The 25,375-nt window shown below is 65.9% G+C and carries 19 protein-coding genes; 14 read left to right on the forward strand and 5 right to left on the reverse strand.

The annotated features are described in order from the left end of the window. Positions 1 to 55: 55 nt before the first annotated feature. The 6 genes from trkA (at position 56) to LGR54_RS06680 (ending at position 6,977) form a co-directional block, all read left to right on the forward strand. Positions 56 to 1,432: a Trk system potassium transporter TrkA gene (gene trkA / locus LGR54_RS06655; RefSeq protein WP_230361168.1), complete on the forward strand. Its 1,377-nt coding sequence runs from the start codon at positions 56 to 58 to the stop codon at positions 1,430 to 1,432. Between the two features lie 30 nt (positions 1,433 to 1,462). Continuing rightward, positions 1,463 to 2,911, forward strand: a complete 1,449-nt coding sequence (locus tag LGR54_RS06660; RefSeq protein ID WP_230361169.1) for a potassium transporter TrkG — start codon at positions 1,463 to 1,465, stop codon at positions 2,909 to 2,911. 22 nt (positions 2,912 to 2,933) lie between these two features. Beyond that, positions 2,934 to 3,794 carry a D-amino-acid transaminase gene (locus tag LGR54_RS06665; RefSeq protein ID WP_230361170.1) on the forward strand — a complete coding sequence of 287 codons (861 nt, stop codon included), beginning with the start codon at positions 2,934 to 2,936 and terminating at the stop codon, positions 3,792 to 3,794. 148 nt (positions 3,795 to 3,942) lie between these two features. Beyond that, positions 3,943 to 4,194, forward strand: coding sequence for an RNA chaperone Hfq (hfq, locus tag LGR54_RS06670; RefSeq protein WP_213351732.1), 252 nt, complete (start codon positions 3,943 to 3,945; stop codon positions 4,192 to 4,194). Positions 4,195 to 4,196: 2 nt separating this feature from the next. Continuing rightward, positions 4,197 to 5,597 carry a GTPase HflX gene (gene hflX, locus LGR54_RS06675; RefSeq protein ID WP_370638151.1) on the forward strand — a complete coding sequence of 467 codons (1,401 nt, stop codon included), beginning with the start codon at positions 4,197 to 4,199 and terminating at the stop codon, positions 5,595 to 5,597. 42 nt (positions 5,598 to 5,639) lie between these two features. Continuing rightward, positions 5,640 to 6,977 carry a nucleotide sugar dehydrogenase gene (locus LGR54_RS06680; protein WP_230361171.1) on the forward strand — a complete coding sequence of 446 codons (1,338 nt, stop codon included), beginning with the start codon at positions 5,640 to 5,642 and terminating at the stop codon, positions 6,975 to 6,977. An 11-nt stretch (positions 6,978 to 6,988) separates the two neighbouring features. On the opposite strand, the gene LGR54_RS06685 is transcribed toward LGR54_RS06680, so the two are convergent. Next, positions 6,989 to 7,960 carry a polysaccharide lyase gene (locus LGR54_RS06685; protein WP_230361172.1) on the reverse strand — a complete coding sequence of 324 codons (972 nt, stop codon included), beginning with the start codon at positions 7,958 to 7,960 and terminating at the stop codon, positions 6,989 to 6,991. Between the two features lie 151 nt (positions 7,961 to 8,111). Between LGR54_RS06685 and LGR54_RS06690 the strand changes: the two genes are divergently transcribed. The 8 genes from LGR54_RS06690 (at position 8,112) to LGR54_RS06725 (ending at position 19,585) form a co-directional block, all read left to right on the forward strand. Continuing rightward, on the forward strand, positions 8,112 to 10,799 hold the full coding sequence (locus LGR54_RS06690; RefSeq protein WP_230361173.1) for an ABC transporter ATP-binding protein/permease: 2,688 nt from the start codon (positions 8,112 to 8,114) through the stop codon (positions 10,797 to 10,799). 30 nt (positions 10,800 to 10,829) lie between these two features. Further along, the gene (locus LGR54_RS06695) at positions 10,830 to 11,339 is read left to right on the forward strand and encodes a cyclic nucleotide-binding domain-containing protein (protein ID WP_230361174.1); all 510 of its coding nucleotides are present in this window, start codon (positions 10,830 to 10,832) and stop codon (positions 11,337 to 11,339) included. 9 nt (positions 11,340 to 11,348) lie between these two features. Next, the gene (locus LGR54_RS06700; RefSeq protein WP_230361175.1) at positions 11,349 to 13,091 is read left to right on the forward strand and encodes a 2Fe-2S iron-sulfur cluster-binding protein; all 1,743 of its coding nucleotides are present in this window, start codon (positions 11,349 to 11,351) and stop codon (positions 13,089 to 13,091) included. 64 nt (positions 13,092 to 13,155) lie between these two features. Further along, positions 13,156 to 14,967 carry an ABC transporter ATP-binding protein gene (locus LGR54_RS06705; protein ID WP_230361496.1) on the forward strand — a complete coding sequence of 604 codons (1,812 nt, stop codon included), beginning with the start codon at positions 13,156 to 13,158 and terminating at the stop codon, positions 14,965 to 14,967. 6 nt (positions 14,968 to 14,973) lie between these two features. Then, positions 14,974 to 16,890 (forward strand): ABC transporter substrate-binding protein, encoded by a 1,917-nt coding sequence (locus tag LGR54_RS06710; RefSeq protein ID WP_370638162.1) that lies wholly within the window; start codon positions 14,974 to 14,976, stop codon positions 16,888 to 16,890. A 3-nt stretch (positions 16,891 to 16,893) separates the two neighbouring features. Further along, positions 16,894 to 17,892: an ABC transporter permease gene (locus LGR54_RS06715; RefSeq protein WP_230361177.1), complete on the forward strand. Its 999-nt coding sequence runs from the start codon at positions 16,894 to 16,896 to the stop codon at positions 17,890 to 17,892. After that, positions 17,889 to 19,070 carry an ABC transporter permease gene (locus LGR54_RS06720; protein ID WP_230361178.1) on the forward strand — a complete coding sequence of 394 codons (1,182 nt, stop codon included), beginning with the start codon at positions 17,889 to 17,891 and terminating at the stop codon, positions 19,068 to 19,070. Before LGR54_RS06715 ends, LGR54_RS06720 begins: the two co-directional genes overlap by 4 nt. Positions 19,071 to 19,084: 14 nt before the next feature. Continuing rightward, positions 19,085 to 19,585: a class I SAM-dependent methyltransferase gene (locus tag LGR54_RS06725; protein WP_230361179.1), complete on the forward strand. Its 501-nt coding sequence runs from the start codon at positions 19,085 to 19,087 to the stop codon at positions 19,583 to 19,585. Here the strand turns inward: LGR54_RS06725 and LGR54_RS06730 are convergent. The 4 genes from LGR54_RS06730 to LGR54_RS06745 form a co-directional block, all read right to left on the reverse strand. Beyond that, complete coding sequence (locus LGR54_RS06730) at positions 19,567 to 21,516, reverse strand: glycosyltransferase (protein WP_230361180.1); 1,950 nt, start codon at positions 21,514 to 21,516, stop codon at positions 19,567 to 19,569. The two genes, LGR54_RS06725 and LGR54_RS06730, sit on opposite strands and share 19 nt — an antisense overlap. After that, positions 21,513 to 22,583: a glycosyltransferase family 4 protein gene (locus LGR54_RS06735; protein ID WP_230361181.1), complete on the reverse strand. Its 1,071-nt coding sequence runs from the start codon at positions 22,581 to 22,583 to the stop codon at positions 21,513 to 21,515. Before LGR54_RS06735 ends, LGR54_RS06730 begins: the two co-directional genes overlap by 4 nt. Positions 22,584 to 22,645: 62 nt before the next feature. Further along, positions 22,646 to 23,956: a glycosyltransferase family 4 protein gene (locus LGR54_RS06740; protein WP_230361182.1), complete on the reverse strand. Its 1,311-nt coding sequence runs from the start codon at positions 23,954 to 23,956 to the stop codon at positions 22,646 to 22,648. A gap of 3 nt (positions 23,957 to 23,959) precedes the next feature. Then, complete coding sequence (locus tag LGR54_RS06745) at positions 23,960 to 25,240, reverse strand: glycosyltransferase family protein (RefSeq protein ID WP_230361183.1); 1,281 nt, start codon at positions 25,238 to 25,240, stop codon at positions 23,960 to 23,962. Positions 25,241 to 25,375: the final 135 nt, after the last annotated feature.

The raw sequence follows: 25,375 nt of genomic DNA on the forward strand, positions 1-25,375 counted from the left end.
TTTCAGCTTTTGCGGAACATGCTCTAGTCTCCCGCGTAAGGGTTTGGGGGTAGCGATGAAGGTCGTGATCTGCGGCGCGGGCCAGGTGGGTTTCGGCATCGCCGAGCGATTGGCGGCCGAACAGAACGACGTGTCGATCATCGACACCTCGCCCCGGCTCATCCAGGCCGTGACCGACACGCTGGACGTGCGCGGCTTCGTCGGCCACGGCTCGCATCCCGACGTGCTGGAGCGCGCCGGCCTTGAGGCGGCCGACATGCTCATCGCCGTCACCCTGCACGACGAGGTCAACATGGTGGCCTGCCAGGTCGGCCATGCGCTGTTCGACGTGCCGACCAAGATCGCCCGCGTCCGTGCCCAGAGCTACCTGCAGGGCCATTGGCGCGACCTGTTCTCGCGCGACCACCTGCCCATCGATGTGGTGATCTCGCCGGAGATCGAGGTCGGCGAGATGGTACTTCGCCGCCTGTCGCTGCCCGGCGCGGTCGATACGGTGAGCTTCGCCGACGGCGCCGCGGTGGTGGTCGGCGTGCGCTGCGCCGATGATTGCCCGGTGCTCGATACGCCGCTGCGCCAGCTTACCGATCTGTTCCCCGACCTCCGCGCCGTGGTGGTGGCGGTCAACCGAAAGGGGCGGGTGTTCGTGCCGCGCAGCGCGGACGCACTGATCGCCGGCGATCTCGTCTATTTCGTCGCCGGCGCCGATCAGGTGACGCGCACCTTGTCGATTTTCGGTCATGACGAGCCGCCGGCGCAGCGCGTGGTCATCGGCGGCGGCGGCAATATCGGCCTTTATGTCGCCCGCGAGCTGGAACGGCGTAATCCGCGTGCCCGCGTCAAGATCATCGAGGACAATGCCGAGCGCGCGGAGGCCATCGCGCAGGAATTGTCCAAGACGGTGGTGTTGCGGGGCAGCGCCCTCGACCGACTGATCCTGGAAGAGGCGGCGGTTGGCGATGCCGACACCATGATCGCGGTGACCAACGACGATCGCGTCAACATCCTGTCGTGCCTGCTGTCGCGCGAGCTCGGCGCGTCGGGCATGCTGTCGCTGCTGAACGATCCCAACTATCCGGCCTTCGCGCGCGGGCTCGGCATCGACGCTTATGTCAATCCGCGGCAGATCACCGTCTCGAAGATCCTGCAATATGTCCGCAAGGGCCGTATCCGCGGCGTGCATTCGCTGTTGAACGGCGCCGGCGAGGTGATCGAGGCTGAAGCACTGGAAACCTCGCCGCTGGTCGGCAAGCCGCTGCGTAGCCTCGACCTGTTCGACGGCATGCGCATCGGTGCCATTCTGCGGGGCGGACAGTTGATCCTGCCGCGCGGCGATGTGGTCATCCATGCCCGCGACCGGGTGATCATCTTCGCGCTGGCCGACCGGGTGAAGCGGGTGGAGCAGATGTTCCGGGTCAGCCTGGAATTCTTTTGAGAGACGAGTTCGTCTGAAAGGCGCTTGCCTATGATCGCGCTCGCCCGCTACGGAGCCGCCGCCGCCTGCGTGCTGGCAGCTTTCCTTTTCGCCGCCGCAATGGACGCATTGCTGCGCGGCGAAGACGGAGCCGCAGCGTTCCTGGCGACCGCCCTGCTTACCGTGTTCGGTGCCGGTGCCGTCTATCTCGGGCTACGCAATGTGAAGGCGAAGCTCGAACGCCTGTCGTCCTTTGCGCTGCTGCTGGTACTCTGGCTGGGCATCCCCACGCTCGCTGCTCTTCCTATCGCGGCGACGACGCCACTCACCTTTGCTCAATCCTGGTTCGAGGCGACCTCGGCCTTCACCACCAGCGGCGGCGGACTGATCCACAGCGTCGATGGCTTGCCGCGAGCGACGCTCGGCTGGCTGCTGACCCTGCAATGGACGGGCGGCCTGCTCACCCTGGTCGGCTTCGTCGCCGTGCTCGGCCCTGCAGGAGTGGGCGGCCTGCCCGACCACGCCGAACGCAGCCATCTGCTCCGGCGCAGCGGAGCAACCTCGATCTCCGACGCCTTGCGACAGGTGCTGCCGGTCTATCTCGGCGCCACCGTGCTGTGCACGGTCATGCTCTACATTGTCGGCGTGCGGATGTTCGACGCGCTCGGCCTCGCCGGCGCCGCCTTGTCGACCGGCAGCCTGCTACCGGATGCCGACGGCATGACCGCCTATGGCCCCTTCGCCGTGAAACTGGTGATGATGCTGTTCATGCTGGTCGGCGGAACCAGCATTCTGTGGCATCGCATGATCCTTACCCGTCGCTTTCGCCTCGCCCTTGGGCAGCAGGAGAATCTCGGCGTCGTGGTGGTGAGCCTGCTTATCGGCGTGCTCGCCGCCGCCGGCTGGTACGCGACCCCGATCGGCGGCCAATCGTTGGTACTGGCGTTGGAGGACGGGTTGTTCACCGGCATCGCGCTGGTGACGACCACGGCCATCGAGCCGCATGCCGGTGCCTTCGGGGCCTTGCCCCTGGCTCTGGTGCTGGTGGTCATCTTCGTCGGAGGGGCGAGCTTTTCCTCGGCCGGCGGCATCAAGATGTACCGGGCCGCGGCCATGGCCGTGCAGGCCTCGCTGGAGCTGGAGAGGCTCGTGCATCCCAACGCCGTGCATCCGCGCCGCCTCGGGCAGCAGAGCATCTCGATGCAGATGATGAAGGCGATCTGGCTGTGTTTCGGCGTCGCCTGCTGCGGCATCGCGCTCCTGACCATCGCCATTGCACCGGCCATGCCGAGTTTCGACGCCGCGCTCGTCGCCATCGTTGCCGCCATCAGCAATGCCGCGCCGGTCTATTACGCTGGCTGGGGGGAAGCCGTCGTCTGGCCGGATTGGATCGCGCTACCAATCTACGCCCAGCTTATACTGGCCCTCGCCATGATTCTTGGACGGCTCGAAATCCTCGTCGCCCTCGGTCTGGTGCATTTCGCCTTCTGGCGGCGGTAACGAAAGACGGCTCGAGGAAACCATGTCGCGCGTGGCTTATGTGAACGGTCTCTATGTCCCGCATGCCGACGCGGCCGTGCATGTCGAGGACCGTGGCTACCAGTTCGCCGACGGGGTCTACGAGGTCTGCGAGGTGCGCGGCGGACGGATGGTCGACGAACGCCGCCACATGGAGCGGCTACAGCGCTCGCTACGCGAACTGCGTATCGCCATGCCGATGCCGCCGGCCGCGCTCGGCGTGGTGCTGCGCGAGACGATCCGGCGCAACCGGGTGCGCGAGGGCATCGTCTATCTCCAGGTGACGCGCGGCGTCGCTCGGCGCGACCATTATTTCCCGTCGCCCGACACGCTGCCGTCCATCGTCGTCACTGCACGCGCCACCGACCAGGCGAAGGCCGCCGCCTCGGTGGCGAGTGGGGCCGCCATCATCACCGTGCCGGACAATCGGTGGGATCGCGTCGACATCAAGACGGTCGGCCTGCTGCCCAACGTGCTCGCCAAGCAGGCGGCCAAGGAGGCCGGGGCGCGGGAGGCGTGGTTCGTACGGGATGGCGTGGTCACCGAGGGCGGCTCCACCAATGCGTGGATCGTCACGCAAGCGGGCGCCATCGTCACCCGGCCCGCCGAATCGGGCATATTGCGCGGCATAACCCGCACCGTGCTGTTCGAGGTGGCGAATCGCCTCGGCCTGACGGTGGAGGAGCGCGGATTCACGCTCGACGAGGCGCTAGCCGCCCGCGAGGCCTTCATTTCCTCGGCCAGCAACGTGGTGGTGCCGATCGTGAGCATAGACGGAAAGACGATTGGCGACGGCAAACCGGGACCTGTCGCCCGCTCGCTGCGCGATTCTTTCTACGATGTTGCGGAATTTGCCCGCAAATAGCGCAAAACCCCTTCACAGACGAAGGCATCTTGCGCGATAGGCTTGGTGTGCGATGCTAAATGAGCACGTCACCGTTGCCGATCCCCGGACGGGAAAGGCAGAGGTGGCGGCCGCGCCGGCGCACCACACAAACAACGGATCAAAAAACATGGCCGCGGAACGTACCCAAAACCTTCAGGACACCTTTCTCAATCACGTCCGCAAGAACAAGACGCCACTTACGATTTTCCTCGTTAATGGCGTGAAGCTGCAAGGGGTTGTCACCTGGTTCGACAATTTCTGCGTCCTGCTGCGGCGGGACGGGCATTCGCAGCTGGTCTACAAGCACGCGATCTCCACCATCATGCCCGGTCATCCCGTCCAACTGTTCGAGCCTGACGAGACCGGCGAGAAGGGTTGAGCTTGGAAAGCAGGAATTCCCGGCGCTCGCCCGCCGGTTCCGGCGAGAGCCTCGCACCGACCGACGAACCGACCGGCGACGCCACGCGTGTCGTCGTATTGGTTCCGCATGTCACCCGCAGGCCGGGGGAGGAGGGCGAGCGTCGTCGCTCGCCGGAAGCCCGGCTGGACGAGGCGGTCGGACTCGCCCGCGCCATCGATCTCGATGTGGTGTCGGCCCATGTGATCGGCCTCTCGGCCGTGCGGCCGGCTACCTATCTCGGCAGCGGCAAGGTCGAGGAGATCGGCGAGGACGTGAAGGCTCATGAAGCCGGCCTCGTCTTTGTCGACGCGCCTCTCAGCCCCGTCCAGCAGCGCAACCTCGAAAAGGCGTGGTCGGCCAAGGTGATCGACCGGACGGCTCTCATCCTGGAGATCTTCGGCCAGCGCGCCCGCACCAAGGAAGGCGTGCTGCAGGTCGAGCTCGCGCATTTGAACTACCAGAAGAGCCGGCTGGTTCGCTCCTGGACCCATCTGGAACGCCAGCGCGGCGGCTTCGGCTTCCTCGGCGGTCCCGGCGAAACCCAGATCGAGGCGGACCGCCGCGTCATCGGCGAGCGCATCTACAAGATCGAGCGCGAGCTTGAGCAGGTGAAGCGCACACGCGCGTTGCATCGAGCCAGCCGCAAGAAGGTGCCTTACCCGGTCGTCGCGCTGGTCGGGTACACCAACGCCGGCAAGTCGACGCTGTTCAATCGGCTGACCGCCGCCAGCGTGATGGCGCAGGACCTGCTGTTCGCCACGCTCGATCCGACGCTGCGCTCGGTGAAGCTCGACACCGGCGACCAGATCATCCTCTCCGACACGGTGGGCTTCATCTCCGACCTGCCGACGCAGCTCGTCGCCGCCTTCCGCGCGACTCTGGAAGAGGTGATCGAGGCCGACATCATCCTGCATGTGCGCGACGTCTCGCACGAGGACACGGCGGCACAGGCGGCCGACGTCGCCGACGTGCTGCGCGGCCTCGGAGTCGATCCCGATGACGACCATCGGCTGATCGAGGTGTGGAACAAGATCGACAGCCTCGATGAGGAAGGTCGCACCCGCATCTTCAATGCCGCCGCGCGGCTCGCCGGCGATGCCCGGCCCATTCCGGTCTCGGCGCTGACCGGCGAGGGGCTCGACGAGCTCAAGCTCGCTATCGGCCGCCGGTTGTCGCGTGACCGGGTGACACTGGCGCTCGATCTCAGTCCGGCGGACGGGGAGGGGCTCAGCTGGCTCTATCGCCACAGCGAGGTGCTGGACCGCAGGAACGGCGACAGCGGCACCCTGCACCTGGTGGTGCGGGTGGCGCCAGACCGGGCCGAGAACATCGAGAAGCGCTTCGGCGCCCGCCGCACCGCCGGACGGCGCGGCGCCGCCTGAGCAACGACCCGCCTCATCGACACCCCGGCCCGGATCCCAGACATGACCACGCCCACTTTTGCCGAGCTCGACACGCTGTTTCGCACGCGCCGGGCGAAGATCGGCATCATCGGCCTCGGCTATGTCGGCCTGCCGCTGGCGCTGGTGGCGACAGAGGCGGGCTTTCCGGTGATCGGCTTCGACATCAATCCGCGCCGCGTGGAAGCGATCAACGCCGGCGAGCAGGTGATCCGCTATATCCCCGCCGCCCGCATGGAGGCGGCACTGACCGGCGGCCGCTTCCGGGCCACGGTTGATTTCTCCGGCCTCGGCTCGTGCGACGCCATCGTCATCTGCGTGCCCACGCCGCTGACGCGCCAGCGCGAGCCGGACCTCTCCTTCGTCGCCGACACGACGAGGACTATCGCCGGAACGCTGCGGCCGGGACAGCTCATCGTGCTGGAATCGACCACCTGGCCCGGCACCACCGTCGAGCTGGTGAGGCCGATCCTGGAGGCCACCGGCCTCGCCTCCGGCCGGGACTTCTTCCTCGCCTTCTCGCCGGAGCGCGAAGATCCGGGCAACGCCCACTACTCCACCGCCACCATTCCCAAGGTGGTCGGCGGCGACGGGCCGGAGGCGGGTGCGCTGGCGCAACTGCTGTACGGACAGTTGATCAGTTCCGTGGTGCCGGTCTCGTCCACCCAGGCGGCCGAGGCGGTGAAGCTCACGGAGAACATCTTCCGCTCGGTCAATATCGCCCTGGTGAACGAGCTGAAGACCGTCTACGCCGCCATGGGCGTCGACATCTGGGAGGTGATCGAGGCGGCCAGCAGCAAGCCTTTCGGCTTCATGCCCTTCTATCCCGGCCCCGGCCTCGGCGGGCACTGCATTCCGATCGATCCGTTCTACCTGACGTGGAAGGCGCGGGAATTCGACATCGAGACGCGGTTCATCGAGCTCGCCGGCCAGATCAACACCCGCATGCCCTATCTGGTGGTCGACCAGCTGGCAGAGGCGCTGGACCGGCATTTCGGTCGCGGCCTTGCCGGCGCGCGCGTGCTGGTGCTCGGCGCCGCCTACAAGAAGAACGTCGACGACGTGCGCGAGAGTCCGGCGCTGAAGCTGATGGAACTGATCGACGAGCGCGGCGGGCTCTGCGAATTCCACGACCCGCAGGTCACAGCGCTGCCGCCGACCCGGCGTCATCCACGCCTCAGCGGCAAGCCGTCGATCCCGCTGGATGCGGCGACGCTCGCCGGCTTCGACGCCGTACTGGTCGCTACCGACCATGACGATGTCGACTATGCCCTGGTGGCCGAGGAGGCCCGCCTCGTGGTCGACACGCGCAACGTCTTCGCCCGGCTCGGCCTGACGCCGGCGCGGCTGGTCAAGGCCTGAGGCTCCCCGGTTCAGTCGGCGATTTTCGCGCAGATGGCGGCGTCGGCGACATCGGTGCAGGCCGGTCCACGCCGAAAATCGTCGTAGTAGATGCGCCAGACATTGCCATCGCCGCCGCGATACGGACCGAACTTAAAATACATGTGCTCGCCGAGCTGTGGCCCCTCATGGCCGATCTTGCCTTCGACGGTGACGATCCACTTGCCATTGGCGACGACGTCGATTCGCCCATCGCCAGTGGGGCCCGGCTTCACGCTGAAGACATAGTCGACCCAGCCTGATCCGGCAGCTGGCAGCGCTCCGCGCGGCGTCACCCGGATATCCGGGGTGCAGCCGGTGAATCCGGCCTCCTCCGGCCCCATGACGCCCGGCTCGATGGCCACCAGCGTGCGGAACTGGTTGTATTCGTCCGGGGGGCTCGCCATGGCCTCGCCCGGCTTGCAGCCAGTAGGGCGCTCCGACGTGCCGATGGGAGCGAAGGTGCCGGTGTCGGTATCCACGGTAACGGCGATGCGCCCCTCCATCAGGCGCAACGCGAGCAGGGGACTGTAGTCGCCCATCGCACCGGGATCGATCTCGCGCTTCCACTGCATCATCACATAGCGATGACGCTCGGTGGAAACCGGCTGTGCCAGCTGCATCGAAAGCGCATACCAGGTCTGCCGCCCGTACGGCACCAGCACGTCGGGCTTCTCCCAGATCTCCGCCCGCTCACTGCACAGCTCACTCTCCGGCGGACACAGCGGCCGGACCGACAGATCGAGCGACTGTCGACCGCTGCGGACCACCTGGGACTGAAACACAACGGTTCCAGCGCTCTGCTCGTGATTATGCTTGTAGAAAAGCCCCCCTCCGGGAGCGAAGTCGTCCCCCTCGAACCCGTCGGCCAGCGGAGTAGCGGACGTGTCCGCCCGCCCCGGAGAGGGCAGCATCGCGGCGGTCAGGAAGGCGACGAGCAGGGCAGCGGTCGGGGCAGCGCGCATATCACCGGGACTCGATTGTCATGCTAGGATCATAAAAAGGTGAGGCACCCGGCGAATGGGCGCCTCGCATACTATCTGATGCCGTTAGAGTAGCTTTGAGCGAGAAAAGGCGCCACGCGCGTTGTCGGTCAATTTTTTTCGTTACGTCTGGATGTACAGCCGGCGTGAGCAGCTCATCGTGCTGTTCTACGTGGTGGCCTCGTTGCCCTTCTATTGGTGGTCGCTCGACGTTCCCAAGCGGATCGTCAACGAGGGCATCCAGGGCAGCGTCTTCGAACATGGCGTCACCCAGGCTCGCCTGTTCGCCTTCACGGTGTCACTGCCCGACTTCCTCGGCGGAGGCAGCTATGTGATCTCCGATGGGCTGCTGCTGGCGCAGCTGCCCTACCTGTTCGCGCTCAGCCTGGTCTTTCTCGCCCTCACGCTGGTCAACGGCTGGTTCAAGTACGTCATCAATATCCGCAAGGGTGTGCTCGGCGAGCGCATGCTGCGGCGCCTCCGCTTCGACCTATTCGGTCTGGTCATGCGCTTCCGGCCGGAAGACATGCGCACGACCAAGTCGGCGGAAGTGACCAGCATGATCAAGGACGAAGTCGAACCGATCGGCGGTTTCTTCGGCGAGGCGTTCATCACCCCGGCCTTTCTCGGCACCCAGGCGCTCACCGCTATGGCGTTCATCCTGGCCCAGAACATGTGGCTCGGCACGCTCGCCATCGGCCTGATCCTGGTGCAGGGCGTGGTCATTCCGCATCTGCGCCGCGAGCAGATCCGCCTCGGACGGGAACGGCAGATCGAATCGCGCATTCTCGCCGGTCGCATCGGCGAGATGATCGAAGCGGCACCGGCGCTGCACAATTACGGCGTCACCGGCCATTCCTCGTCCGAGATCGGTCATCGTCTCGGGACGTTGTTCGACATCCGGCTGCGGCTCTATCGCCGCAAATTCGCGGTCAAGTATCTCAACAACCTGTTGGCCCAGCTCACGCCGTTCGTCTTCTACACGGTGGGCGGCTATCTCGCTCTCAAGGGCCAGCTCGACATAGGCCAGTTGGTCGCCGTCATCGCCGCCTATCGCGATCTGCCGACGCCGATCAAGGAGCTGATCGACTGGGACCAGCAGCGGGCCGACGTGACGGTCAAGTACGAGCAGGTCGTCAGCCAGTTCTCCAAGGACACGCTACTGCCCAAGGAAACCAACGAGCCGCCGCCGGCGTTCGCCGCCGACGCGCCGATCACGGTGGTGGGCCTGCGCGTGATCAATGGGCGCGGCCTCGTCCAGCTCGATCGCATGTCGGTCGCCATCGATCGGCCCGCACGCATTGCTTTTGCCGGCCCCACCGGGGGCGGACGCGACATTCTAGCGAAGGTAATCGGCCGCCAGATCACCGATTATCAGGGCAGCGTGACGATCGGCGGTCACGAGATCGCCACCATGTCCGACCGCGAGGCGAGCAGCATCATGCTCTACGCCTCGAGCGAGCCCTACATCATGTCGGGTTCGATCCGCGAAAACCTGACCCTCGCGCTGCGCCGGGCGACGCCGCGCCTCGACGAGCGGGCGCCCCTCACGCCCCAGCAGCGCTACTGGCTCGATGAAGCGCGCATGACCGACAATCCGCTGGTGTCGCCCGATGCCGACTGGATCGACTACGACGCCATCGGAGCTTCGAGCCCCGCCGAAGTCGACGTAGCCATCAGCAACGCGCTGCGCATCGTGCGCGGCTATGACGAGATCTTTCGCGTCGGCATGTCGAGCCGCCTCGGCGACAATCTTCCTCCCGACACCGCCGAGCGGCTACTCGCTGCGCGGCCGGCGATGATCGAGCGTTTCAGGGACCGGGGGCTCGAGCAATATGTCGAGGCATTCCAGCCCGACACCTTCAATACCAGCGCAAGCATCGGCGAAAACCTGCTCTACGGCGTCGCCGTCGGCGAGCGCTTCGCTGCGGAACACATGGCGGCGGACCCGTTCATGCGTTCGATCATCGCCGCCGAAGCTCTCACCGCTCCGCTTACCGCGATTGGTATCAAGATGGTGGAGACGGTGGCCGACGTCTTCCAGGATCTCGCTCCCGACAACCCATTGCGGGAACGCTATTCCTTCATCGACAATGCCGAAATCGAGGCGGTATGGCCCGAGGTCCGCTCGGCCTGGAACCGCGGCCAACGCCGGCACCTCAGCGCCCAGGTACGCGACAAGCTGATCGGCTACGCGCTGATGTATGTCGAGCCGCGCCACCGCCTGAACCTGATCGACGATCGCCTGGTGGCCCGCATCCTGCGGGCCCGGGTCAGCTTCCGGCAATTTCTTCCGGCGTCGGAAGCCAAGGACGTGGAGTTCTATGACGAAGGCCGGCTGATGCCGGCGGCGTCGATCCGCGACAATCTGATCTTCGGCCGCATCCGCTACGGCAAGACGCATATGCGCGACAAGCTGCTCGCCGTGGTCGGCGAGGTGCTGAACGAGCATGGGCTGGAGAGCTTCGTGGTTTCCAAGGGGCTCGACCAGGAGGTGGGTCCGGGCGGGCGGCTGATCTCGATCCAGCAGCGCGTGACGGTGCAGCTGGCGCGCGCGATGCTGCGGCGGCCGGATATTCTCGTGCTAGACGATGCGCTATCTAGCTTCGCACCGTCGGAAGGCCATATGATCCTTCAGGATATAATGGAAGCCATGCAGGGGCGTACCGTCATCGTCACCCAGGCGGGAGACGATGACTTCTCGCCCTTCGACATGGTGCTGAAATTCGAGGGTGGTAAGTTCACTGGCTTGGAGCGCAAAGACAGTGCAAAGCCCCCCTCCGAAGCGCCGGCGTCGGTGCCCGCAGCGGCGTCTGCATAAAGGGGATCGTGCTCCTCAGGAGGGTGGCAAATGACCATCGAGGACGAAGTCAGGTCGATGCAGAAATTCCGCATGTTCCATCATGTGGAAGTGTCCAAGCTGAAACTGCTTGCCATGGTCAGCGACCGGATCACCTTCCAGCCGGGCGAGGTGATCTACGAGCAGGGCGCTGCATCGGATGCGGTATATATCGTGCTGGAAGGCGAGTTTACCGTGTCGCTGCGCACGCCTGCGGGGGTGATCAACTTCGCCGAACATGTGCGTGGCGCCATTCTTGGCGAGGCGGGGGTCTTGTGCGATCAGGTCCGCATGGTAACGATCACCGCCGAAAGCCCGGTGGTGGCGCTGCGCATCGACCGTGACGTCTTCCTGCAGTTGCTGAAAGAATCGCCGCCGTTCAATTTTGCCGTCATGCGTGAGCTGGGACGACAGATCATGGATCTCAACAACATCTGCGCCCAACTTGTACAGCAGCTGCCGAAGGGGGCGCCGGCGGTGGATGCCGGCCACCGTCTCGGCGAGCCGCAGCACACGCACTGATCCACTCCGATGTCCTCCGTCGGCACGACGACTGGATCGCCGGCTTCGGGGAAGCTCCAGCAGGATTTTCGCGACCATCCCTGGTCGTGCCACGCGCGGCTATGGTCGGGCGTCGTCCTGTTCACTTTCGTGCTGACGCATCTGATCAACCACGCGCTCGGCATTTTCGGAATCGAGGCGATGGAGGTGGCGCAGCAATGGCGCTGGCTGCTGTGGAAATCCCTTCCCGGCAGCGTGTTGCTCTATGGCTGCTTCCTGACCCATATGATCCTCGCCAGCCTGCGCATCCTGCGCCGCCATACCTGGCGGATGCCGCGGGACGAAGCCTGGCAGATCGTCTCGGGGCTCGCGATTCCGTTGCTCGCGGCCGGCCATGTGCTGGAAACGCGGGTAGGTGGCACCTGGTTCGGCGCCGACGAGAGCTATCACGCGGTGCTCGCGAGGATGTGGCCGGCGGTGGCCACCTGGCAGACGGTGCTGCTTCTCGTGGCGTGGACGCATGGCGTGGTCGGCATCCACCATTCGTTGCGCTACCAGAACTGGTACCCTCACTGGCGCACCACATTGCGGATGGTGGCGATCATCGTGCCGCTATTGGCGCTGGCCGGCTTCGTCGCCTCGGGGCGGGAGGCGGGGACCAGATTTGCCAATCCCAAGCCGATGACCGAGGAGCAGCGTGCCGGTCTCGACAAGGCACGAATGATGCTCGACAGCGGGCTCGGCGCCTTCGGGATCGGACTCGCCGGCCTGATCGGCTTCGCCTATGTGCGACGGCGTTCGCGCGCCACGGTGACCATCACCTATCGCGGCTACGGCCCGGTGCAGGTGCCGCGGGGCATCTCGGTGCTGGAAGCCAGCCGCATGCACGGCATTCCGCATCCCTCCACCTGTCGGGGGCGAGGGCGCTGCTCGACGTGCCGCGTGCACATCCTCTCCGGCGCGAAGGGCCTGCCCGACGCATCGGGTCCGGAGCGTATGCTGCTGTCCCATATCGGCGCGCCGGAAAACGTACGGCTCGGCTGCCAGCTGCGCCCCACTCACGATATCGGCGTGCGGGTGCTGATGCCGGTGCTCGGTCGCCCCACGGCCGATGCCGACAGCGAGGCGAATGAATGGGCGCTGGAGCGGAACGCCACCGTGCTGTGCCTCGACCTCCGGGCATTCAGCACCCTGACCCAGAACCGGCTGCCTTATGAAATCGCGGTTCTGATCAATCGCTTCGCCGCCGAGATGACGCAGGCGGTGGAAAGTCATGGCGGGCATATCGACCTGATGTACGGGGACGGCCTGCTGGCGGTCTTCGATGCCGACGAACACCATGTCGGTGCCGGCGCACGAGCCGCACTGAGTGCGGCGCGGGACATGAGCCGGGTGCTCGACCTGCTCAACTCAGAAATGCGTGGAGCTCTTCCGATTCCGATCCGCGCCGGTATCGGCATCCACACCGGGCCAGTGGTGCTCGCCCGCATCGGCGACGGATTGCAGAACTCGGTCATGCGCGCCATCGGCACCACCGTGGCGTTCTCGGTCGGCCTTGAGGCCGCCTCCAAGGAATTCCTCGCGGACTACGTGGTCGCCGTTTCGACCGCCGAAGCTTCAGGGTATGACTTTACCGATCACAGCGTCCGTGACGTCGTGGTCGATGCTCACAACACGACGGTGCCGGCCTTCGCCATTTCCGATCGTGCAGCGCTGGACAAGATCATGGCGCGCCCTGCTATGCTGAGAGTATTGAACAAGGCCGGAGTATAGACGCGTGGCGCCCGCGACGCCTTCAGATGTCCTGCGCATCGAGGATTTGCGCATCTCCTTCGAGATGCACGGTCATCTCAACGAGGTGGTGAAAGGAGTTTCGCTACGTGTCCCGGCTGGCCGGACGGTCGCGCTCGTCGGCGAATCCGGCTCCGGCAAGACCGTCATCTCTCAGGCGATCATGGGGCTGCTGCCGCGCAACGGCATCATCTCGCAGGGCAGCATCCAGTTCAGCGATCCGCTCAAGGATGGCAAGGTCCTCGACATCGCCCAGCTTCCCGCTGACGGCAGCAAGATGCGCAAGCTGCGCGGCGGTCGCATCGGCATGATCTTTCAGGAGCCTATGTCCTCGCTCTCGCCGGTACACACCATCGGCAGTCAGATCGAGGAGGCGCTCCAGCTCCACCGCCCGCATCCGCGCAAGGAGGCGAGGGCGGTTACCGAGAAGATGCTCGGCCTGGTCGGCTTCCGCGACCCGCCGCGCTCCTACGAGCGTTATTCGTTCGAGCTCTCCGGCGGGCTGCGCCAGCGCGCCATGCTCGCCATGGCACTTATCTGCCATCCGGCCCTATTGATCGCCGACGAACCGACCACCGCGCTCGACGTCACCATCCAGGCGCAGGTGCTGAAGCTGATGAAGGAGCTTCAGCGCGACATCGGCATGGCGATCCTGTTGATCACCCATGATCTCGGCGTCGTCGCCAACATGGCCGACGAGGTCGTGGTGGTCTATCGCGGCGAGGTGATGGAGGCCGGCACGGTGGAGGACATCTTCCGCCGGCCGTCGCATCCCTATCTCAAGGCGCTGCTGAAGGCCTCGCCCGATTTCGACATGCAGGAGGGCGAGCGCCTGGTGGCGCTGCGCAACGTCGCGCCCGTCGCCCCGACGCGGGCCAAGCGGGTCTATGAGGGCAACAGCGCCCCGTTGCTGAGCGTCCGCCACCTGCGCAAGACCTATGGCAGCAAGGGCGGCGGATCGGTGCTGGCCGTCGACGATGTCGGCTTCGACATAGGCCGCGGCGAATGCCTCGGTCTCGTCGGCGAGAGCGGATCGGGCAAGACCACCGTCGGCAACATGATCATGCGGGCGCGCAAGGCCGATTCCGGCGAGGTCGTGTTCCACGGCGAGAAAGGCGCCGTGGACGTGCTGGGTCTCGATTCCCACGCGCTGAAGGCGTTCCGCCCGCATATGCAGATGATCTTCCAGGATCCGGTGAGCTCGCTCTCGCCACGCATGACCGTGCTCGACATCATCCGCGAGCCGATGATCATCCAGGGCAGGGGCGACGCCAACGCCCAGAAGCAGCGCGCCGTCGAGCTGATGCACGCCGTCGGCCTCGACCCGCGTTTCCTCAACCGCTATCCGCACAGTTTCTCGGGCGGCCAGCGCCAGCGCATCGGCATTGCCCGCGCCCTGGCGCTCGACCCGGATCTCATCATCTGCGACGAGCCGGTCTCGGCGCTCGACGTCTCGGTGCAGGCGCAGATCCTCAACCTCCTCAAGGATCTGCAGGCCTCCCTCGGGCTGACCTATCTGTTCGTCTCGCATAATCTCGCGGTCGTCCACTACATGGCCGAGCGCATCGCGGTAATGGCGCGCGGCCGCATCGTCGAAATCGGCCCCCGGCAGGAACTCTTTCGCAATCCCGCGCATCCTTATACGCGCTCCCTGCTGAAGGCGGTGCCGTTGCCGGATCTCGACCGCAAGCTCGATTTCGATGTCGCCATGTCCGGCGGCACCGCGTCCGATCCGGCGAGTTGGCCGACCGAGTTCCGTGATACCAAAGACGGGCCGTTGCGGATGATCGACCTCGGCAACGAGCACAGCGTGCTGGCGGCCGAGCGCTGCACCGCCCATGATATTCGCTGCGCATAGAGGGACATCATGCGGCGAAGGACATTCCTGGCTCTGATGATGGCGCTGGCAGGGGAGCGGGTCGCAAGCGCGGCGCCGGGACGCTACCCACCCGAGCCGCCACTGCTGCGCACCGAGGTCGATATCAATCAGATGCCGGCTTTGCCGGATCGTCTGCCGGATCATCCGCGCGTGATCGACGTCGCCGGTATGGGCCGGGAGCCCGGCCGCTATGGCGGCACCATGCGCATGCTCATGGGCGACCAGCGCGATATCCGGTCCATCAGCATTTATGGCTACACACGGCTGGTGGTGTTCGACACCTCCGGCAGGATCGTGCCCGACATCCTGGAGAGCGTCGACGTCGAAGGCGGCCGCATCTTCACCCTGCACCTGCGCAAGGGGCATAAATGGTCGGATGGCTGGCCCTTCACCAGCGAGGACTTCCGCTACTGGTGGGAGGACATGGCCAATAATGACCGGCTGAGTCCGGGAGGACCGCCGTTCCAGCTGTTCGTCGACGGCGAGGTCGCCAAATTCGAGATGATCGACGAGACGACCGTACGCTTCAGCTGGAGCAAGCCCAATCCTGCCTTCCTGCCGGCGCTGGCCGGTGCGCAGCCGCTGGAGATCTTCGTACCCGCGCATTATCTGCGGCAGTTTCACCAGCGCTACGCCGATCCGATCCGGCTGGGTGCGCGGATCCGGCAGGAACGCGTGAAGGACTGGGGCGCGTTGCACGACCGGATGGCCCGCTCCTACCGGCCGGAAAACCCCGAACTGCCGATGCTCGGCCCGTGGATCCCGCGCACCAAGCCGCCGGCCGAATTCTTCGTGTTCGACCGCAATCCCTATTTCCACCGCGTCGACGAGCGCGGCTGGCAGTTGCCCTATGTCGATCGCATCACCATCGCCATCGGCACCGCCTCGCTCATTCCGGCCAAGGTGGGTGCCGGAGGCGCCGATCTGCAGGCGCGTTATCTGCGCTTCGACAACTACACCTTCCTGAAAGAGGGCGAACAGCGCGGCAACTACACGGTACGTCTGTGGGAGCGGGGGGAGGGCGCCTATGTCGCCATTTTCCCCAATCTCAATGTGAAGGATCCTGTCTGGCGCACCGTGCTGCGCGACGCGAATGTCCGGCGCGCCCTGTCGGTCGGCATCAACCGGCGCGACATCAACCAGGTCATCTTCTTCGGGCTTGCCCATGAGGGCGCAAACACCATCCTCCCCGGCAGCGCGCTCTACGATTCCAAATATGACAACGCCTGGTCCCAGTACGATCCGGCGCTGGCGAACAAATTGCTGGATGCCGCAGGCCTGTCGAAGCGCGACGACGATGGCATCCGCCTGCTGCCCGACGGACGGCGCGCCGAGATCACCATCGAGACAGCGGGCAACAGCACCGAGGAAACCGACGTCCTCGAACTCGTGGCCTATGACTGGGAAAAGATCGGCATCAAGCTGTACGTACGGGCGACGCAGACAGACCTGCTCCGGCGCAGCGTCAGCTCCGGCAATGCGATGATGTCGGTGTGGCCGGGCTTGGACAATGCCATCCCGAGCCCCGACATGGCCCCGGACGGCCTCGCCCCGACCAACTCCATGCAGTTCCAATGGCCGCAATGGGGGCAGTTCGTCGAGACCGGCGGCATGGCCGGAGAAAAACCCGACATGCCCGCGGCGCAGGAACTCATCGACCTGCAGAACCGGTGGCGCCAGTCGGTGACCACCGAGGAACGGCAGGAAATCTGGCGACGCATATTGCAGATCAACGCCGACGAGGTCTTCACCATCGGCATCGTCAACCGGGCCTCGCAGCCGGTCGTGGTCTCGAACCACCTGAAGAATGTGCCGGAGACCGGCATCTTCAGCTTTGAACCCGGCGCCTATTTCGGCGTCTACATGCCCGACACATTCTGGTTCGACGACGGGAAGGAATAAGCGATGCTTCGCTATATCGCCCGCCGCATCCTCATCATGATCCCGACGCTGCTGATCACCAGCGCGCTGATCTTCACGGTGATGCAGCTGCCGCCAAGCGACTATTTCGAAACCTATGTCGCGGAGATGGCGGCGCAGGGCGAAAAGGCGGATATGAGCCGCGTCGAATTCCTCAAGAAGGAATACGGCTTCGACAAACCGCTGATCGAACGCTACTTCCTGTGGGTTACCGGCTTCGTCCGCGGCGATTTCGGCTATTCGTTCGAGTACGAGATGCCGGTGAGCGACGTGGTGGGCGAGCGCCTTGCGCTCACCGTGCTGGTATCGTTCTGTACGATCCTGATGACCTGGATCGTCGCTTTCCCGATCGGCATCTATTCCGCGACCCACCAGTATAGCTGGGCGGATTACGGCCTGACCTTCATCGGCCTGCTCGGCATCGCCGTGCCGCACTTCCTGCTGGCGCTGATCTTCATGTATTTCGCCAATGTGTGGTTCGGCCTGTCCATCGGCGGCTTGATGGATCCGATCTATTTCAACCAGCCGTGGAACTGGGCCAAGGTACAGTCGGTGCTCGCCCATCTGTGGATCCCGGTGCTGATCATCGGTGCCGGCGGCACCGGCAGCATGGTGCGCGCCATTCGCGCCAACCTGCTGGACGAGCTGCAAAAGCAGTACTACGTCACCGCCAAGGCCAAGGGCCTGCCGCCGGGCAAGGCGCTGGTGAAATATCCGCTGCGCATGTCGCTGAACTTCTTCGTGTCGCATATCGGCGACGTGCTGCCCTCCATCGTATCGGGTTCGGAACTCACCGCCGTCGTACTGTCGCTGCAGACCACCGGCCCGCTGCTTTTGCGGGCCCTGCAAAGCCAGGACATGTATCTCGCCGGCTCCTTCCTGTTGTTCCTTTCCTGCCTCACCGTGGTCGGCGTGCTGATCTCCGACATCCTGCTCGGCTTCCTCGATCCGCGCATCCGCCTGCAAGGGGGACGCACGAAGTGAACCAGCCGGTCTCCCTGCCGCCGTCCGGCGCGCCGCTGTCGCATTTCATCGCCGAAGGCGTGTTCGACCCCCACCAGGCCGACAAGCTGACCAAGGCGCAGGAACGGGTCTATCTCGCCTCGCAGCTGACACTGATGTGGTGGAAGTTCCGCAAGCACCGGCTGGCGGTCATTTCCGGCGTCTTCCTGATGGTGCTCTACGCCTCCATCCTGATCAGCGAATTCCTCGCGCCTTACAATTACCAGTCGCGGCACACTGACTTCATCCGCACCCCGCCACAGAGCGTCCACCTGTTCCACGACGGGCGGTTCGTCGGCCCCTTCACCTATGGGCTGACCTCCACGCTCGACATGAACAATTTGAAGCGGAACTACAGCGAGAACACGCAACAGATTTTTCCGATACGGTTTTTCTGCCGCGGTGACGGCTACCGCTTCTGGGGAATGTTCGAGGGCGACCTCCATCTCGTCTGCCCGGGCGAGGGAGGCACGATGTTCCTGCTCGGCACCGACCGGCTGGGCCGCGACATGCTCTCGCGCATCATCTACGGCGCCCGCATCTCGCTCACCATCGGCCTGATCGGCATCTCCGTCAGCTTCGCGCTCGGCATCGTGATCGGCGGCCTCGCCGGCTATTATGGCGGCCTGTTCGACCTTCTCGTGCAGCGCACCATCGAGGTGGTCCAATCGCTGCCGACCATCCCGCTCTGGCTGGCGCTGTCAGCGATCATGCCGCCGAGCTGGAGCCCGATTCTGGTCTATTTCGGCATCACCGTGATTCTCGGGCTGATGGACTGGACCGGGCTCGCCCGCGCCGTGCGCTCCAAGCTGCTGTCGCTGCGCGAGGACGACTACGTCGTTGCGGCACAGCTGATGGGGGCGGGCACGCCGCGCGTGGTGTTCCGCCATCTTGTGCCGGGCTTCATGAGCCATCTGATCGCCTCGGCGACCATCGCCATCCCCAGCATGATCCTCGGCGAGACGGCGCTGAGCTTTCTCGGCCTCGGCTTGCGCCCGCCGATCACCAGCTGGGGCGTCATGCTCAACGAGGCGCAGAACATCAACATCGTTGTGCTCTATCCCTGGCTCATCCTGCCGGTGGTACCGGTGATCGCGGTGATCCTCGCCTTCAACTTCCTTGGCGATGGGCTGCGCGACGCCGCCGATCCCTATCGATGAGCCCTGCCACGCCCATGACCAGCCCGTCCCGCCTGGAAAAGACGCTGTTCCGACTGCAATCGCAGCAGGCCTGCCTTGCCTGGGCCTTCAGGGAAATCGTCGATCGTCCCGGCCCGGTGATCGAGCTCGGCCTCGGTCTCGGCCGGACCTTCGATCACCTGCACCGGCATCTGCCCGATCGCGAGATATATGTGTTCGACCGGGTGAACGGCGCCTATGCCGATTGCCAGCCCGATCCCGCTTTCCTGTTTCTGGGAGAGATCGAGCAGACGCTACCGGCCTTGCATGATCGGCTCGAGGGACGGGTCGTACTTGCCAATTCCGACCTCGGCTCCTTCGATCGCGATTCCAACCGTCGCGTCGCGGAAATGTCGAGCCGCCTGCTGCCGCCGATCATGGCGCCGGGCGGGATCGTCATGTCAGACCTGCCGCTGAGCCTCGCCGGCTTCGACGAGGTGCCGCTGCCGCCCGGCGCCCTGGAAGGCCGCTACTATCTCTATCGCCGCGCGGGCTGAAGGTCGGCCACATCACCGGCGCCGAGAACTTCCCGCACCCCGACGAAGTTGGCCACGCCGGAATCGAGCAGACGGTCGACCAGTTCATCGAGGAAACGGTCGATCCAGCCGTCATGCACCAGATGATGGGTGAGCAGGCCGATCGGCTCCAATACGCCGGGCGCGGCCGCCAGCTCCTCCTCGATGAGCCTTGCGAGATTGTCCAGCAGCTCGCCCTCGTCAGCGAGGCCACCGCCTTGACGCCAGGCGATCGGATCGAGATGGGTGTTCAACTGCAGCAGACCGGGGGCGGCGTAGCGCGCCTTGCGCCGCTGGAAGGTCGACACCGCCCGGAAGCCACAGCCGGGCAGGGCGGCCAGGAGAGCCGGGTCCACCCGGTTCCACGGCGGCACGAAGACCGGCACCGCCTGGCCGCCGAACAGCGATGTCACCCGCTCCAGTCCCTCCACCGCCTCCGCCGTCATGGTGGAAAGCGGACGATGCGCCCCGAACTCCGCCTTCTTCGCATCGGCCGGGGCGTGGTTCGCGTGCCCCCAGCCATGCACCAGCATATCGACGCCGCCGAGGGTTGAGAGACGGCGGGCCAGTTCCGGCGTCGCGCGCGCGGGTATCGTCGCCAGCGCGAGAGGAATGCCGCGGCCGACGGTGCGGTCGAGCAGGCGGTCCAGCGCCGCGCTCGGCATCACGGCGTCGTCGTCGCGCCACCAGAAGTGCAGCTGCCGCTGCATCGCCCGCGCGCGGGCCAGCGCGGCGTCGAGCCGGTCGCGTCCTTCGGCGCGGCCGGCGGCGCGCCCGGCGAACTCGCCGACCAGCCGTGCCGCACGGACGGCGCCGTCACGGGTAATGCCGGACCAGTCCGGACGCGGCCGCTCCAGCAGGGCGGTCGCAGCCGTCGCCAACCGATCGCCGTCGATCTCCACGGTGGGGATGACACGCGCCAGCCCCCGACGCTCCAGCTCGGCCGCGCGCAGCGTCTGCTCGCGCTCGCCGCCCTCGGCGAAGGGCACCAGCAACGCCCTCGCCCCCGCCGCGGCAAGGTCCATGACGGTATTATAGCCGGCCTGGCTGATGGACAGCGCCGCTCGCCGCAGCAGCAGCGGAAAGTCCGGCCGCGCCCGCTCGACGATCAGGTTCGACGGTGCTGCCGTTACGAGAGCCGCGAAATCAGCTTCCGGAACCCCCTGGCCGACCAGCAGGCGCCAACGATGTGCTGGCAGCTTCGCGGCGGCGGCGAGGGTGGCGCGCGCTAGTGGCAGGCTAGCGGTCGAACCACCGCCCGATACCACGATCTCATCCCGGCCATCGATTCTTCCATCGTCTGAAACTCGATTTCCATCATGGAGATAGCCGGTATCTTTTACACGGCGAATCAGCGCTGGCGTCGTCGGCCAGGACGCCGACAGCGGCACGATGTCGGCATCGCCATGAAACAGCACGCCATCGTAATAGGCCGCCAGCCGCGCCAGCGCGCTTTCCGCCTTTTCCGGCCGCGACGGCGGGTTGAGCACGTCGCGGATCGAGCACAGCACCGCAGGTCGCGGATGCCGGATATGTGCGCGTTGCAGCAACGCCTCGAATTCGCCCGCCAGGCTGCGGCGGCCGAAGGGGAAGAGCTCCGTGATCAGCACATCCGGTCGCGCATGATCGAAGGCATCGACGAGTTCCTGCGTCCGGCGGGCAAGGTAGGCATCGTCGACCGGTTGTCCATTCGGCATCAGCAGGGTAGCGAAATCCGCTCCGACGCAATGAAGCGGCGGCAACTGCACGAGCTCGCAGCCGTCGAGCCGCACTGTGGGATTAGGCCGGCCACCCGACGCCAACACCACGCGCCAACCTTCGGCGGCCAGGATGCGGCCCAGCGCCGCCATGCGCGCCAGATGACCGACGCCCAGCAGATGCGTGACCGCGATGAAGACCGAGCGGTCACTCATGAAGGAACTCCAGGCGGGGGAACGGGTGCCAAGATGCCGGCTTCGGCGAAAGCCTGCCCGACAATGGCCGAGGCGGCCGCCAGATCCCGCTCCGACGCGACGAAACGGAAGGCGGCGGCAGCCATGGCCGCACGGCCGGCGGCATCCTCGATCAGGCCGTCCAGATTGGCTGCCAACGCCGCGATATCGCCCGGCGGCGACAGTTGGCCGGTCTCGCCATCGCGGATGACATCGGGAATGCCACCATAGCCGGCCGCGACGCAGGGCAGGCCATGTGCCTGCGCCTCCAGATACACCGCGCCAAAGGCCTCGTTCACGCCCGGCCAGACGAACAGGTCCGCATCGGCCAACAGACGACTGAGCACGGCTCGCTCAGAAACCGCACCCATGAAACGCACGCGCTCGCCGAACCGCGAGAAAAGCGCTTCCACCTCGCCGCGCGCCGGTCCGTCGCCGATCACCGTCAGCTGCCAGAGCTGCTCCGCAAGGCAGCCGAGCGTCTCCGCCAGTTGGCGGTAGGAGGCCAGCTTGTCGCCCGCGCGCATCATCGCCACGGTGACCAGCCGAATGTCGCGCCTGGTGGAAACCGTACGCGAGGACCCGGCCGACGGCCATTCGCTGAGGTCTAGAAAGGGGCGCAGATCGACGAGACGCTGATGCGGCGGCCGCAGCGCCTCCAGCATCTCGCGGTCGTGGCGGGTCGGCGTGAGCACCAGATCGGCGCGCGCAATGGCCGCCTCGCTGAGACGGTGCCCCTCGGCATAGGGGCCGCTGGCTCGCTTGGGGGCACGTGACGCCTCGGCGATCACGTAGGGCACGCCCAGCGCCTCGGCGAGGGCAGGGCCGATCAGGTCCGGTGCCTTGTAATAGACGTGATAGGTGAAGACGCAGGCGATCGGGCCGAGGCCGGCCTGCCGAGCCACGATGCACTCGACCTCGCCACGCGCCGCCGCGCGCAGGTCGGCCCACGCAGCTATCGATGGCGCGAGGGTCAAGCTCCGCAAACGGGACGCCAGCTCCACCTCATAGCCAAGCCGCCCGAGCAGCTTCTGAAACAGCAGCGCCATGGTCCTCTCGCCGGAAGGAACCGGATGGTCCGGCGGCTTCAGCGGCGCGAGGTACAGAACCCTCATGGGCGCGGGCGAGGGGCGGCGAGGGGGCGCATCAGCGCATCCAGCCGCGAAACGCCCGCCTCGAAGGAAAAAGCCGAGATCAATCGCCGATAAGCCGCCTCGCCTAGCCGCTGCCGCTCCGCCGGTTCGGCGATCAGCCTCCCGAGCGCCTCGGCAAGCTCCACCGGCGCCTTTGGCGGCACCAGCAGCCCGCTGACGCCGTTCTCGATGAATTCCGGCACGCCGGCGAAATCGGTCGAGACGGCCGGTAGCGCCTGCGTCGCCGCTTCCATCAGCACATTGGGCAGGCCGTCCCGGTCTCCATCGCCGGCAGGACGACTGGGCAGCACGAACAGGTCGGCCTGTCGCATCGCCTCGACCACGGCGCCCTGCGCCTGGCTGCCGCGCCACTCGATGCGGTCGGCAAGACCGAGCGCGGCAGCCTGCGACTTCAGCGCGTCGAGCAGCTCGCCGCCGCCGATATGGACAAGCCGCCAGTGCAGGGCAGGTGGCAGGCGCCCCAGGGCGGCGAGCAGATCGTCGAACCCCTTCTTTTCCACTGCGCGGCCAACCGCCAGCAGCCGCACCGGGCGCAAGGGGTCGCTGCCGTCCGCCGGCTCGCGCCGCTCCGGGGGCAGGGGAAAGCGGGCGAGGTCGAGCCCGTGATAGACGAGCTCCACCCGTTCGCCCTCTCCGGGCTCGGCCACCCGCCGCAGCTCCGACCAACCGTCACGCGTGCAGGTCACCCCCCACCGCGCCGCGCCGATCTTCTCGCGGCGCTCCCATTCAGGCGTGGTCCAGATATCCTTGGCATGGGCGGAGAAGGAGAAGGAGCGGCCGGTCAGCAGCGCCGCGTAGCGGGTCACCGAGGCCGGCGTGTGCAGGAAATGCACATGCAGGTGGCGAATGGCAGGATCGACCTCGCGCGCCAGCACCAGTGCCTGGCCGAAGCGCCGCACACGGCTGGCCGAGAAGTCGCGGCGGAGGTCGCGCAGAAAAACCGACAGCGCCGCCCGCAGATTCAACCGCCGCAGCGCGTGGAATAGTCCACCCGCGACCCGGCGCGGATCGTCGTGCAGATATTCCGGCAGGTAGAACAGCCGGGCCGTGATCTGCTCATGCATCGGATGTCGGTAGCGGTCGGTCGGCCGGCGGAGCGACCAGATGTCGAAGACGTAGCCCGCCCGCTCCAGTGCCAGGATTTCCTGCGCGATGAAGGTCTCCGACAAGCGCGGATACCCCTTGAGCACGATGGCGAGGCGAGGGGAGGTACCCTCCCCGGGCTTGACCGGCGCAAAGGTGCCGCCATCGCGGAGCGGTAGCGTCATGCGTCAGATTCCGATGCCGATGGCCGGCCCACTATCGAGATCCGCCTTGCGGATATGCGGTTCCAGATGCTGGCAAATCCGGCCCAACCCGTCGAGCAATCCCGTCATCGGCACCTTGGAGGGCGAAGGCTGATCGCACAGATTGGTCAACGCCGCCGCCATCTGGAGCGGGTCGCGGGCGTCCGCCCCGTACTCCATCGGGTCTTCGAGCATCCTCATCAATCCGAGTTCGGCGGCACGGGCGGCGCGGATGGTCTGCTCGAGCCGGGGCCGCGCACGCGGCACCAGCAGGGCCGGTTTGTCGAAGGACAGAATCTCGCAGAACGTGTTGTAACCGCCCATGGCGACCACGGCGGCGGCACGGTTCATCAACCGCTCGATCTTCGGATCGAACACGATGGCGTCGACCTTCGCGAGCCGCTCGATACGCTCCAGGAAATGCCCCCGCTGGGTATTGGACAGGAACGGCCCGAAGGCGATCACCGCGGGGAGGGGGATATAGGGGTCCGCCTCATAGGCGGAGATCACCCAGTCGATCAGCCCCGCCCCGTCGGCGCCGCCGCCGGTGGTGACGAGGATGAACGGCCCCTTGGTCGAGCGCGGATAGCGCATGGTGGCGAGGCCGCCCGGCACCGAGCGGCGCAGATAACCGGTATAGACGAGGCGCGAGCGCAACTCCGCCGGCAGCGGGATGCCGTCCAGCGGGCGGTAGAACTCCTCGAGCCCGTAGACGAGCACGTCGTCATAATACTCGGTGAGCGCACGGATCGCTCCCTTGTCGTGCCACTCCACCCGGATGGCTTCCGGTCCGTCGAGCACGTCGCGGATGCCGACCACGCGCCGCGTGCCCATATGGCCCATCAGCTTAAGCGTCGGGAGCAGCTCGCCGCGAAACCCGGCCGGCTCCTTGTCGGCGATGAAGATATCCGGGCGGAACGCCTCGGCAGTCTGGCGGATCAGCGCCTCGCGAATATTGGTGACCTGCGGCAGGCTGAGGCGAAGATTGGCGCTGGCATATTCGCCGTCCTCGCTCTTGGCGACGCTCGGCACATGCACGAAATCAATGCCCGGCGCGAAATTGAAGCTGCCGGCGAGGGCGGAGCCACAGATGATCAGGATGGACAGGTTGTCATGCGCGCCCACCAGCGCATTGGCGATGGCTCGCGTACGGCGGATATGCCCCAGCCCATAGGTGTCGTGGCTGTACATCAGGATGCGTGGCGTGGCCTTGCCCGGCCGGCCGGCCTCCGCGATCGATGGCACCGGCATACGAGGAACTTCCATCAAATCATCCACTTGCGAGCGTCCGCCAAGCCTGTGCGAGGCAAGGCTTTCGCCCTGCGCCATCCCCGGTGGCCTACCGGGGAAATCGTAGGGCTGAGATGCCCGTTCTGTCGAGCGGACTCGATTATGCCTAGC

The organism is Ancylobacter sp. Lp-2, assembly GCF_020523795.1.
GTDB lineage: Bacteria > Pseudomonadota > Alphaproteobacteria > Rhizobiales > Xanthobacteraceae > Ancylobacter.